The organism is Actinoallomurus vinaceus (genome assembly GCF_039542055.1).
Classification (GTDB): domain Bacteria; phylum Actinomycetota; class Actinomycetes; order Streptosporangiales; family Streptosporangiaceae; genus Actinoallomurus; species Actinoallomurus vinaceus.
This window is the reverse complement of sequence record NZ_BAABHK010000001.1, coordinates 311,226-323,969: the sequence shown is the minus strand read 5'-3', so window position 1 is coordinate 323,969 and position 12,744 is coordinate 311,226. Positions and strand designations below refer to the sequence as shown.

At 68.9% G+C, this 12,744-nt stretch carries 10 protein-coding genes; 5 read left to right on the top strand and 5 right to left on the bottom strand.

Annotation, left to right across the window (positions count from 1 at the left end; genetic code table 11):
• Window positions 1–88 precede the first annotated feature (88 nt).
• Complete coding sequence (locus ABEA24_RS01465; RefSeq protein WP_345428507.1) at window positions 89–2,002, bottom strand: NAD(P)/FAD-dependent oxidoreductase; 1,914 nt, start codon at window positions 2,000–2,002, stop codon at window positions 89–91.
• A 263-nt stretch (window positions 2,003–2,265) separates the two neighbouring features.
• Between ABEA24_RS01465 and ABEA24_RS01460 the strand changes: the two genes are divergently transcribed.
• From ABEA24_RS01460 to ABEA24_RS01450, 3 genes are all read left to right on the top strand, one after another.
• Entirely contained in the window at window positions 2,266–3,156 is an 891-nt protein-coding gene (locus ABEA24_RS01460) for a helix-turn-helix transcriptional regulator (RefSeq protein WP_345429600.1), read from the top strand.
• 106 nt (window positions 3,157–3,262) lie between these two features.
• The gene (locus tag ABEA24_RS01455; protein WP_345428505.1) at window positions 3,263–4,243 is read left to right on the top strand and encodes a DUF1702 family protein; all 981 of its coding nucleotides are present in this window, start codon (window positions 3,263–3,265) and stop codon (window positions 4,241–4,243) included.
• Window positions 4,240–5,607 (top strand): cytochrome P450, encoded by a 1,368-nt coding sequence (locus tag ABEA24_RS01450; protein ID WP_345428504.1) that lies wholly within the window; start codon window positions 4,240–4,242, stop codon window positions 5,605–5,607. The genes ABEA24_RS01455 and ABEA24_RS01450 overlap by 4 nt, the downstream gene beginning before the upstream one ends.
• Before the next feature lie 67 nt (window positions 5,608–5,674).
• Here ABEA24_RS01450 and ABEA24_RS01445 read toward each other — a convergent pair whose 3' ends face one another.
• Window positions 5,675–7,219, bottom strand: coding sequence for a GMC family oxidoreductase (locus tag ABEA24_RS01445; protein ID WP_345428502.1), 1,545 nt, complete (start codon window positions 7,217–7,219; stop codon window positions 5,675–5,677).
• Window positions 7,220–7,466: 247 nt separating this feature from the next.
• On the opposite strand from ABEA24_RS01445, the gene ABEA24_RS01440 reads away from it, so the two are divergent.
• The gene (locus ABEA24_RS01440; protein ID WP_345428501.1) at window positions 7,467–8,303 is read left to right on the top strand and encodes an SAM-dependent methyltransferase; all 837 of its coding nucleotides are present in this window, start codon (window positions 7,467–7,469) and stop codon (window positions 8,301–8,303) included.
• A gap of 9 nt (window positions 8,304–8,312) precedes the next feature.
• Window positions 8,313–9,860, top strand: a complete 1,548-nt coding sequence (locus ABEA24_RS01435) for a GMC family oxidoreductase (protein WP_345428499.1) — start codon at window positions 8,313–8,315, stop codon at window positions 9,858–9,860.
• Between the two features lie 61 nt (window positions 9,861–9,921).
• On the opposite strand, the gene ABEA24_RS01430 is transcribed toward ABEA24_RS01435, so the two are convergent.
• The 3 genes from ABEA24_RS01430 to ABEA24_RS01420 form a co-directional block, all read right to left on the bottom strand.
• Window positions 9,922–10,338: an SgcJ/EcaC family oxidoreductase gene (locus ABEA24_RS01430; protein ID WP_345428498.1), complete on the bottom strand. Its 417-nt coding sequence runs from the start codon at window positions 10,336–10,338 to the stop codon at window positions 9,922–9,924.
• Between the two features lie 86 nt (window positions 10,339–10,424).
• Window positions 10,425–11,873, bottom strand: a complete 1,449-nt coding sequence (locus ABEA24_RS01425) for an MFS transporter (protein WP_345428496.1) — start codon at window positions 11,871–11,873, stop codon at window positions 10,425–10,427.
• Window positions 11,874–12,045: 172 nt separating this feature from the next.
• On the bottom strand, window positions 12,046–12,684 hold the full coding sequence (locus ABEA24_RS01420; RefSeq protein WP_345428495.1) for a winged helix-turn-helix transcriptional regulator: 639 nt from the start codon (window positions 12,682–12,684) through the stop codon (window positions 12,046–12,048).
• Window positions 12,685–12,744 lie beyond the last annotated feature (60 nt).

The following is a 12,744-nucleotide window of genomic DNA, read 5'->3' as shown; positions in this document are numbered from 1 at the left end:
GGGCATGGGTGGGCAGCCGCATGCGCGGGGCGGAACAGCACGCGGGCGTATCCCGCCGCGCACGGCCCTGGGCCGCGGCGCGGCACGCTCAGCCGACCCCGGTCGATGAGGCCGCGCTCCGCGGACTCTCGGTGCGGTCGAACTCGGCCAGTTCGTCCGCGAAGGGGGCGATCGCCCGAATCGGCGTCGCGAGGTCTCGGTGTGCGGCCAGCGCCGGCGCCGTGTGGTGCCAATCGCCGTTGTCCGCGAAGAACACGTCACGCAGGGCGGAGAAGCCACGCCGCCACGCCTGACGTGCCTCCCCCAGTACGAAGGCCGCGCCGTCGCGCGCGTACGTCAGCAGCGGGAAGGTGCAGTTCTCCCGGTACGTCGCGTCGCCGTGGAGCCGGTACCAGGTGACGTGGCGGGCACCGGGGATCAGGGTGAACGTCGCCGTGGCGGTCTTCTTGGGATCGCCGAACCCCATGTACGGCGGCAGGAACTCGACGTCGCGGAACCGTGCGAAGATGCGCTCGCTCGCCTCCGCGTGGGTGATCTCGCCGGCGATCGCGGCGTCCATGTCGGCACGCGAGGCCTGTACCACCTCGACGACGCCCGGCAGATGGCTACCGAGCACACCCATGCGGCTCGGCTCGGTCGTCTTCTGCAGGTACGAGCGATCCTTCGTCTTGTGGTAGCGCATCCAGAGCGACAACGGGCCGAACGTGCCGAGCAGGCTCCCCATGACCCAGTTGCGGTTCCACGCGTTCCAGGTGTCGTAGCTCGCGAACGAGTCGAACGCCCCGGACACGATCGCGTCGTAGTGGTCGAACCCGCGGTTGACCACGTCCTCCACGAACTGGAACCGCTCGATGGCGTAGTCGTCGTCGGCGACGGCCTTCAGCAGCGCCTCGGCGATCAGGTCGACCGCGACGATGAGCACCGACATGCCGCTGGAATAGAGGGGGTCGATGAACGCGGCCGCGTGCGGGAGCTGGATCAGGCGGGGCGCGATCAGGTGCGGCGACGAGTACTGGATGCGGCCCGACCTGATCCACGGCCGCGCGGCGTTCGCCTCGGCGAAGTGGCGCGCGATCGTCGGGTAGGCGGAGATGATCCGGCGGAACTCCAGCTCCGGCGTCCCCTGCGGCTCGGGATGCCTGCGCCGGTCGAGCATCAGCCCCACGCTCGTCAGGGGGTTGGTGGCGTCGCGGTGGTTGCTGAACGGTATGACCCACATCCAGCCACCGTCGAAGACGTGGTGCATGGTGGCCTGGCCGAGCGGCGAGATCAGCCGGCGCCTGCTCCTGGAGTCCAGCAGCAGATCAGCGCTTCTGACCCCCATCATGTGGGTGTAGATGGCGCGCGTGTCGGTACGGAAGCGCGGCACCTCGTCGCGCATGCCGAGCTGGTCCGAGACCATCGACCGCATGCCGGAGGCGTCGATCAGGAGCTTGGCGTGGTACCTCTGGCCGGAGTCCGCGCGCAGTTCGACCTCGTCGTCCCCGAACTTGATTTCGGAGATACGCGTCTGGGCGTGGAACGTCGCCCCGTACTTGACCGAGAGCGCCGCGAGGAAGGCGTCGGTGTCCTGGCGGAACAGATGCGAGTCGGGGCCGACGGGCGGTGCCAGCGTCCCGAACTGGTTGATCTCCTCGGGGCGGTTCTCCTCACCGGCACGGTGATACATGAAGCCGAACGAGCGCTTCACGCCGCAATTGCTGCTGACGTGGTTACGCAGTTTGTGGAACGTGCCGATCCATCCGATCTCCGGGACACCGTACTTGTCGGCGACGATACGCAGGCGTAGGCCGGTCTCCGGTATCAACGACTCACCGATGGTGAACCTCGGATGGCTCGCCCCCTCGAGCAGGAGAGTCGACACCCCCTGCTTGGCGAGGATGCACGCGAGCATCGAGCCACCGATTCCCGATCCGAGGATTGCCACTTCATATCGGTTGGTCAACATGGTTCCCCATAATCGCGATTGACTGTGGATGAGCTTCTTGTAGAGCGCCTGCACTCGCCATGACCAGCATGGTGCCGGGCTCCGCGACCGGTCTTCTCTTACCTTGCCTTGGTGAGAATTCGGCAACGGCACAGCTCCGGTGGAAGAGCGTCGCCTGCGTCATCACCTCGATCCCGTGCGGTGGGAGTACGCAGTAACCCTGATCAGCCTAGGGACCTCGGCGGCGCGTGGCTTCTTCCAAATTAACCGCAATTTCGGAGAAGCCGGCATGGAGCTCTCAGCCGGGCCGGTCGCCGTGCTTGCGCCTGATCACACCGATGCAGGCAACGTCAAAGAAGTATGGCCGCAGGAGACGTGCGCATAATCGGGTGCATCTAGGGGATGGGGGTCCAGTGGAGGAGATGTGCAGGGTGGCGGTGGAGCGCGCGATAACGACGATGTGGGATCGCTACAGTGAACCACTGTCCATGGATGACATTGCCGGTGCCGCATTATTGAGCAAGTTCTACTTCTCGCGGGTCTTTCGGTCCGTCACCGGCACGTCGCCGGGGCGATTCCTGAGCACGATTCGCCTTTCCAGAGCGAAGAGCCTCCTGTTGGAGACGTCGCTGAGCGTTACGGAAATCGCTTACAAGGTCGGGTACAACAGCCTCGGAACGTTCACCACCCGATTCACCCGGAGTGTCGGCGTGTCGCCGACCCGCTTCCGGGCGCTCTTGCACGGTGACCGGCCGTCGTTCTCGCCCCCCGAGACGGACGCGTACCGCCGGTCCGGCGCGGTGCACGGGACGGTGGTACTGCCGCCGGGCAGCACGGAGCTTCGCGTCTATGTCGGTGCGTTCGGCAGCCCCATCGTCGAGGGGATGCCGGTCTCCTGCGACATCCTCGACTGCCCCACCGACGGTTGCCGCGTGCGCGAGTACCGGCTCGGCTCGGTGCCTGTCGGTGAGTGGTACGTCCGCGCCGTCGCCGTCGCGGTGCGCTGGGCCGACGTCGATCCCCGACCATGGGCCCGCAATCCCCGCTTCGTGGGCGCGGGAGAGCCCGTCGTCATGCGGGACGGCCAGAACGTCGAACTCCGCATCCCGATGCGCGCCGTGGACCTGACCGACCTGCCGATCTTGATGGCGCTGCCGGAGCTGGACAACCGGTTCTTTCCCGAGCCCGTGCCGACCGTGCGGTGGGACCCGGAGTTCGCGTCGCACTGACGCGGCGTCATGTCGGCAAACAGGGAGTGGGCGCGCCGAACGCCGGGTTGCGAGATCCCGCTCGGATCTTCGGGCCTTCGGGCGATCCCCCGAGAGGAGAGGAAAAATGGCCAGTGGTTGGCGAGCGCTCAGACGCCGAATTCTGACGCCGAGTATGAAGGAGGCGAACCTTTCGGTCCGCGGGTTCCACGTGAAAGGTCCTGCCGCGCGGACGATGCTGGAGACGATAGGCGAGACCTTCCTCACCGGATACGCGTACGCCGCCGAGGCGCGCGAGCCGGCGGAGGCCGAGGAGCGTCTCGAGGAGCTGCCGTGGCAGTTTCGCGGTTTCGCCTACGAGGGCGCCGGCATGGGCTTCGCGATACGCGACGGCCTCCCGTTCGGAGGCCGCCAGGTGAGCCGGTTCCTCGAGGGCAGGGCCCGGAACCACGTGTACATGGTCTACGTCGGGATCGGTTGGGCCATGGCCCGGCTGCCGCGGTTCCGCTGGGCGAAGGCGTCCGCCGCCGCGGCGGATCCGCTGCTGCGCTGGCTCGCCCTCGACGGCTATGGATTCCACCAGGCCTACTTCTATACGGACCGGTACGTGCGCCGGCAGTACCAGGAGCCGAACTTCCCCTGGCCGGCCGGCGGCCCGGCCCGGTACGCGAGCCGGGTGATCGACCAGGGCATCGGGCGGGCGATCTGGTTCGTCGGCGGAGCCGACCCCGACGTGGCCGCCGACCTGATCGACGCGTTCGACGAGAGCCGGCGGGCCGATCTCTACAGCGGCGCCGGCCTGGCCGCGACGTACGCGGGCGCGGCGGACGAGGCGGAGCTGCGGGCCTTCCTGCGGCGCGGCCGGAACCACCTGCCGCAGGTCGCGCAAGGCAGTGTGTTCGCCGGCGCCGCCCGGTTCCGCGCCGGCCTTGTGACGCCGCACACCACGATGGCGTCCGGCCTGCTCTGCGGCGTCACGCCGGAACAGGCGTCCGACCTGGCCGACGCGGCCCGCGCCGAGCCCTTCGGCACCTCGGACGTCCCCGCCTACGAGCTCTGGCGGCGACGCATCGCCTCGGGGCTCGCCGAGCTGCGGACCGCGCCGTGACGACCACGAGTCCGCCGGCCGCGCGGACCGGCCATCGGATGCCCGGGCCGCCCCTCACCTCCACGTTGGCCGTCCTGGCCAGGATGGTGCGGAGCCGTCTGGATGTCATGACGTGGGCAGCCGCCGAGTACGGTGACGCGGTCCGCCTGCGGCTCGGGCCTAAGACGCTCTATTTCTTCAACCACCCCGACTACGCCAAGCACGTCCTGGCCGACAACGCCGAGAACTACACCAAGGGCCTGGGCATGGTCCACGCCCGGCGCGCCCTCGGGGACGGCCTGCTCACCAGCGAGGGAGAGCTCTGGCGCAAGCAGCGCAAGACGATCCAGCCGGTCTTCCAGGCCAGACGGATCGCCGGTCAGCTCGGCGCCATCGCCGACGAGGCCGAGCAGCTGACGACACGGCTCCGCTCCCATGTCGGCCAGGGCCCGGTGGACATGCGCGCGGAGATGACCGCGTTCACCCTGGGCGTGCTCGGGCGCACGCTGGTCGACGCCGACCTCGGCGTGTTCGAGTCGATCGGCGGGTCGTTCGAGGCCGTCCAGAACCAGGCGATGTTCGACGCCATCACGCTGGGAACGGTGCCGCTTTGGCTTCCGCTGCCTCTGCAGACACGCTTCCGGCGGGCCAGGCGGGACCTTCAGCGCATCGTCGACAAGCTGGCCGCCGATCGCGCCGCCAGGCCCGCCGGCGACGACATCATCTCGCGGCTGATCGAGTCGGTCCGCCACGAACCCGACCAGCGTGCCGGGCGGATCCGCATGCGCGACGAGCTGGTCACCCTGCTGCTCGCCGGGCACGAGACCACGGCCAGCACGCTGACCTGGACGTTACACCTGCTCGACGAGCACCCGGAGGCATGGGGGCGGCTGCACGACGAGGCCGTCGAAGTGTTCGGCCGCGGCCCGCTGACCGCCGAGAGCCTGCGCGGGCTCACCTACACGACGCAGGTCCTCGAAGAGACCATGCGCCTGCATCCCCCGGTCTGGCTGCTTCCGCGGATCGCCCGCGCGGACGACGAGATCGGCGGATTCCCCGTCCCCGCCGGCGCCGACGTGCTGCTGTGCCCGTACCTGCTGCACCGGCACCCGACGTTCTGGACGGCGCCCACGCGCTTCGATCCGGAGCGATTCACCCCCGCCGCGTCAGCGGGCAGGAACCGTTACTCCTACATCCCGTTCGGCGCGGGGCCGCGGTTCTGCGTCGGCAACAGCCTCGGCATGATGGAAGCCACCGTCGCGCTCGCGACGGTCGCCCGCGACCTGCGTCTGACAAAGGCACCCGGATACCAGGTGACCGGCGAGGCGATGTTGACCCTGCGGATCCGCGGCGGCCTGCAGATGACGGTACGCCCGGTGACCTGACGGAGTTCCGCCGAGCATGGAACCGGCCGGGGCGGATGATCCGCCCCGGCCGGTCCATGCCGTCCGGCTATTCGCGCAGCCAGTCGGCCGTACGCTCGCCGATCATGATCGAGGTGAGGTTCGTGTTCGCGCGGACGGTGTTGGGCATCACCGAAGCGTCACAGACGTAGAGGGACTCCAGCCCGTGCACCGCGCACCGCTCGTCAACGACGGTCGAGGGATCCTCCGCCGGCCCCATCCGCACCGTACCGACCGGATGGTACGCACTGTCGAGGCTTGTCTTGACGTATTGCCGGATCATGTCGTCGTTATCGATCATCGCCTCACGGAGGATGACGAAGCCCTGCCCCAGCCCGCGGATGCCGGGGTGGTTCGCCAGGCGCCAGGAGGTGCGCACACCCTCCACGAGAAGGTCGAGCTCCCGACCACCGTCGCCGAGGAAGTTCAGCTCGATCCGCGGCTGCGACAGCGGATCCGTGGAGGTCAGCATGAGTGTCCCGCGGGAGCGCGGCCGCTGCGACACCACCATGACGCCGAGGATCATCGTCGTCCCCGCGAGCATCTGGAGTTCGGGGAAGTGTGCCAGGTCGAAGTGGTTCACCATGTAGTACTGGAGGTCGTTCGTCTCATCGGAGCCGGACGCGGTCGTGCGGAGGATCTCCTGAAGGAACGGGCCTGACGGGTCGCACGCTCCGGCGAGCGGGGTGAGGAACGCGCCGGTTCGCTGGTGGTCCACAAGGTTCGCCCCGACGCCCGGCAGGTCGGCGCGGCAGTCGATGCCGAGCCGCCGCAGCTCCGCCGCGGGGCCGATGCCGGACCGCATGAGGATCATCGGCGACGCCACGGCGCCGGCCGCCAGGATCACGCGCCGCGCGCTGATCGTCTCGTAGCCGCCGCCGGCCGCGCCGGCCACCACGCCGGCCGCGCGCTCCCCCTCGAAGACGATCCGGTCGACGACCGTATGGGCCCTGATGTCAAGGTTGGGGCGCCCGCGCGCCAGCGTCAGGTAGGCCATCGCCGTGGTGACCCGGTCCACCGCGTCACGCCGGTTCGACGGGATCGGGCCCACGCCCGTGGCCTCGGGATGGTTGTGGTCCTTGGCCTCGGGGAAGCCTGCCTCGACGCAGGCCTCGACGAAGGCGACCTGTCCCGGTACCAGCTCGTCGGGGCGCCAGCGGCGGATCGGGTACGGGCCGCCCTGTCCGTGGTACTCACCGCCGAAGTCGAGGTCGTCCTCCAGGCGCCGGAAGTACGGGAGCACCTCCTGCCAGGACCACGCCGGGTTCCCGGCTCGCGCCCACTCGTCGTAGTCCGCGGGAATCCCGCGCAGCGCGACCGTGGCGCCGACGGCCGACGAGCCGCCTGTCACCTTGCCGCGCGGATAGCGGATCCTGCGCCCGTCGCGGATGTCGGCCTTGAACTGCCAATCGTGGTCGTGAAAGGACATCGCGTTGCCGGAGCGGATGTCGCCGGGTGTCTCCTGCGGCGTCAGATAGTCAGGGCCGGCCTCGAGGAGAAGCACGCGCCGCGACGCGTCCTCACTCAGCCGTGCGGCGAGTACGGCGCCGGCCGACCCGGCGCCGACGACGATGTCATCGTATTGAGGCGTCATAAATGATCCTCGCTGACCTGGGCTGCGGGAAGCGCGACGCGAAACAGTCGTACGTCGCCTCCGGGACACGGAGTTCCGCGTCTCTCTTGTCGAGCGTCGCATCGGCGGGCGCGGCGGACTACTCCGTCCGTGCCCGGCGCTGTTCGCGCGCCGGGCACGGAGAGAGAAGCCCCGGCGTGCCCGCGGGATCACGCTGTTCTCGTCAACGCCGCGAGCTCCGGTGCCGCGGCGCGAAGGAGGCTGCAGCATGCTGGAGAACCAACCGACGATGGATCTGGAACAGGCACCGGCCGGGGTGAACCCGATGATCCCCAACACGGCGAGGATCATGGACTACCTGCTCGGCGGGACCCAGCACTTCGCGTCCGACCGCGGCGTCGGCGACCACGCGTTCGTCAACTGGCCGGGCGAGACCGGTGGTGTCGAGGGAGTGCGTGTCGACCTCCACGCGGCGCGCGACTCCCTCCGGCGTATCGTCGGACACCTCGCGGGCGAGTGCGGGATTCGGCAGTTCCTGGACCTGGCCAGCGGACTGCCGACCATGGGCAACACCCACGAAGCCGCACGCGCGGTCGCGCCCGGCTGCCGCGTCGTCTACGTCGACAGCAACCCCTCCGTCGCGGCCCATGGGCAGTATCTGCTCGCCTCCGACCCCGACACCGTCTTCCTCGAGGCCGACTTCCGCGATCCGCAGGACATCCTCCGCAGAGCCGCCGCGACGCTCGACTTCTCCCGGCCCGTCGGGCTCATCCTGTTCGGCGTGCTCCACTTCGTGGACGACTCCGACGGGCCCCAGCGGATCCTGGACGAGTTGCTCGGCGCCGTCCCCTCCGGCAGCTATCTGGCGCTCTCCCACTTCGCCAAGGATGACGCGGACACGGCGATGAACGCGATGCTCACGGAAATGGACAAGCAGACCGGCGAGTCCGTGACGCGACGGACCCGATCCGAGGTCGAGCGGTTCTTCGACGGCATGGACGTCGTACCGCCCGGGGTCGTGGAGACGGAACTGTGGAGGCCGCCACAGGGCGCCTCTGGACCCAAGCCGCTGCCCATGTGGTCCGGCCTCGCCCGCAAGCGTTGAGGAGCACTCATGTCGACGTCGGAGGCTTTTGACGACATCGTCGTGGGGGCCGGCAGCTCCGGCTCCGTGCTGGCCGCCCGCCTGAGTGAGGACCCCGGCCGGCGGGTGCTGCTGGTCGAGGCCGGGCCGCACTATCGGGCGACCGGGACGACTCCGGACGACCTCCTCGACGCCAACACGATGTCGCTGGTGGATCACAGCTGGGGGTTCACGGCTCGGCTCACGCGGAACCGCCGCGTCATGTTCCCGCTCGCGAAGGTCACGGGCGGCTCCTCGGCAGTGGGCAACACGGTCGCGATCCGGGGCACGCCGCAGGACTATGACGAGTGGGCGAAGGACGGCAACCCCCTGTGGTCCTGGGAGCACGTGCACCCGGTCTTCCGTGCCCTCGAGGATGATCTGGACTTCGGCGGCCGCGACTTCCACGGCCGCGGCGGCCCGGTGCCCATCCGGCGGTGGCGCCCCGAGGAACTGACCGCGGTGCAACAGGAGTTCCGCGACGCCTGCCTCACCGCCGGCCACCCGTGGGCCGACGACCACAACCACCCCGAGTCGACCGGCGTCGGGCCGATCCCGTCGAACCGGCGCGATCCCTGGATCCGCGTCTCGACGGCGATGTCGTACCTCTGGCCGGCCGCGGAGCGTGAGAACCTCGCGATCCTGCCCCGCGCCATCGTCGACCGGGTCGTGTTCGAGGGACAGCGCGCGGTGGGCGTGGTCCTGTCCGCGGATGGCGGCTCGTTCGAAGCGATCCGCGCGCGGCGCGTGATCCTGGCGGCCGGAGCGGTCGGCTCACCGGCGATCCTGCTCCGCTCGGGTATCGGGCCCGCAGCGGACCTGCGGGCACTTGGCGTCTCCGTGCGGGCGGATCTGCCCGGCGTGGGCGCGGGGCTGACCGACCAGCCGCGCATCGGCGTGTTCATGACTCCCAAGCCGGGTTACGAGAACGAGGGCAAGTCGACCGGCCAGATCGTGACCCGCACGAGCGCCGACCGATTCAACGACCTGTACTACGCGATGGTCAACCGCTTCGATCTCACCCACCACTTCCCCGAACTACGGCGGGTCGCCGGGGCCAGGGCGGTGTTCGGCGTGATGGTCGTGCTCCGCCGGCAGCACTCGCGCGGCCGGGTCACCCTCGCGTCGTCCAACCCGTACGCCGCTCCTGCCGTCGATCTGGGGTACCTCTCCGACGAGCGCGACTATGGCCTGCTCGCCGACGGCGTCAGGGGCTGCTGGGAGCTGGCCCGCTCACCGAAGATCTTCGACAAGGGCGAGCAGGTGGTCGCGGTGGACGAGCGTGTCATGGACGACGACCAGGCCCTGCGCGGCTACATCGAGAGCGCCGTCGACAGCGCCTACAACCCGGTGGGCACGGCGCGCATGGGGCCGGCCGGCGACCCGCGGGCGGTCGTCGATCAGCACTGCGCGGTGTACGGGGCGGAGAACCTCCACGTCGTGGACGCGTCCATCATGCCCAGCATGGTCTGCGCCAACACGCACCTCACCGTCGTCATGATCGGCGAACGGGCGGCCGCGCTGCTGCGCGATCGCTGACCCAACGCAGTGGCCCCGTCCCGGGCGGCCCGGGACGGGGCACAGTCATATCAGCCCGCGATTACCGCTGGCCGGGCCCGACCGAGGGGCTGTTGCTGTAGGCCGCGAGCAGCCACTTGCCGTTCCGCTTGGTGAGCACCCAGGTCGCGTACGCCGTCCGCTCGGGCGGGGCCTCGCTCTCTCCGGGGATCAGAACGCCGGTCTCGGTGATGACCACGGCCGCTTCGTCGTTGAGGAACCGGACGTCCAGCACCTTCTCGGACGCCCGCGTGCCCTTCAGCGGCCCGTTGAACGAGAACGCCATGGCGGCGTGGATCTCCTCGCGCGACTTCATGAACGAGCCGGGCAGGGTCGCGCTGGCGTCCTCGAGGTAATCGGCGACGAACAGGTCCGGGTCGGCCTTGTTCCAGGCCTCGTGGACGCCCTTGACGACGTCGAGGACGGCGGTCTCTTCCTGCTTCTGCTCTTGCGTAGTCAAGCTCGTACCCTCATTTCTCTCGTGTGCTAAGGATCACGCGGAATGGGAAGGTATGCGCCGGCCTCGTCTCCTTTCTGCCATGTGAATCAGCCGTCGGCCGTCGACGGAATGGCCGTTTCCGAGAGGCTGCGCGGCCGGTGCTGGGCCTGGAGAGCGCCGTGTCCCGGGTACGCCAGCGACACGAGGGCGCCGACCGCCGAGAACGCCGCGCACAGCCAGAGCGCGTGGCTGAAGTTGGTGATGAAGGTCTGATGGGACGTGTAGTTGCCCGGGTGGGCGAAGACGCTCGCGGTGAGCGCGACCCCGAAGACGCCACCCAGCTCGCGCAGTGTCGCGCTGGTACCCGAGGCGATGCCGGTCTGGTCCGGCCCCACCGAGGTCATCACTCCGTTCGCGACGGTCGGGAAGACGATGCCGATGCCCACTCCGGCGACCAGCAGCGCGCCGATGAGCCCACCGAAGCCGATGCCGGGCGTGGCGACCATCGCCACCCATCCGAACCCGATCGCCTGCAGGGCCATGCCCAGGGCCATGAACGGACGGTTGCCGAACTTGTCGGCCAGGGGACCGACGACCGGGCCGATGAACATGGACACGCCCGTCCAGGCGAGCAGGTGCAGGCCCGCCCTGAGCGGGGAGTCGCCGAGCCCGGACTGAAAGAACTGCGACATGAGGAACAGCGCACCGAACAGCGGTGCGTACATGAAGAAGTTGACCCAGCTCGCCGCGTTGAAGGCCCGGTTGCGGAAGAGATCCAGGCGCACCATCGGCGTGCGCCTGCGCCTCTCGACCACGAGGAACACCGCCACGACGACCGCTCCGGCGATCAGCGAGATGACGACCTGCGCGCTTGCCCAGCCGACGCTGCTGACCCGTACGAGCCCCCAGGCCAGGAGGAAGAAGCCGACGCAGGCCAGGGCCAGCCCGTAGAGGTCGAGAGGCTGGCGCGGTCCGTAACTCTCGGTCAACCGCGACAGCGAGAGCAGGCCGGCCACCAGGCCGATGGGTACGTTGAACCAGAAGATCCAGTGCCAGTTGAGCCCGTTGACGACCGCACCGCCGAAGACCGGCCCGACCGCGACCGCGAAGCCCGAGACCGCGCCCCACATGCCGATCGCCGCGCCCCGCTTCTCGACCGGGAAGGCGTCGCTGATCAGCGTGAGCGAGACGGGCATGATGACCGCGGCGCCCAGCCCTTCGCCGGCGCGGGCCGCGATCAGCACACCGACGTTCGGGGAGAGCGCCGCCACCGCCGACGTCGCCGCGAAGATGACGAGCCCGATCGCGTACACCCTGCGGCGCCCGAAGCGGTCGGCCAGCGCGGCCACCGACAGCAGGACGCAGGCGAACGTGAGGACGTAGGCGTTGATGGTCCACTCGAGGTCGCCGAGGTTCGCCTTGAAGCTGGTGCGCAGGACGGGCAGGGCCGTGGTCACGACGAGGGCGTCCAGGGCGGCCATGAAGACGCCTAACGAGCTGAGGATCAGCGTCCAGCCCTTATGGGGTGCGGCCACCCCGGTTTCGGCGGATGCCATGGTGTGCTCACTCCTTCAGGAGGCTCTGCAGGCCTGCGGCGAGGCTGACTAGAGTTCTGAACTTTCTGCAAGCATCTGCTTCAATTTTTGCACTGCGAGCCTACAGAGGCCTCCGAGCCCGTGCAACACCGTCACGCTAAATCGAACGTCAGTATCAGAGCGCAATTTCCGACTACTTGATCAGGGACCTGATCAACCGCTCGTCACCGCCGAGCGTCACGCGCCCCGCGTCGATGGCGTCGTCGAGCGTCTCGTCGCCGTTGATCAACGCTTTCAGGGTGCCGGCGTCGATCTGGACGACAGCGTCGGCCTCGTGGGCGGCGGCACGGGCGATGTTCAGTCCGGTGTCACCGAAGCGCATGGTGAACCGATCGTCGTCCACTCGCATGTCGCAAGTGCCGGCGACGGGAGCACCACCGGGAAAGATCATCCCGGCCATCGAGCGCAACGCCAGCAGGAGCGAATCGACGGTCGAAGGGGCCTGCCGGTCCCAGAAGGGCGACACCACCGCCCAGTTGCCCAGCGCGAAGAGAACGGGCTCCAGGGCCCGGCCCCAGTCGGTCAGTTCATACACGGTCGTGCTCACCGGTACACCCGCGCGGTGCCTGCGCAGCACACCGATCTCCTCGAGATCGCGAAGCCGCCTCGTCAGGATGTTCGAGCTGGCACCGCACAGGCCGGCTCGAAGGTCGCCGAAGCGCTTCGGCCCGAGCATGAGCTCGCGAACCACCAGGAGCGCCCAACGCTCCCCCACGAGATCCAGCGCATGAGAGACCGCGCATCCTTCGTTGTAGCTGCGCTTTTTATCCATGCTGCCACCATAACTCCGTCAACTATTCGCACCTAGAAACGATAAAGCGCGACAGCGCGA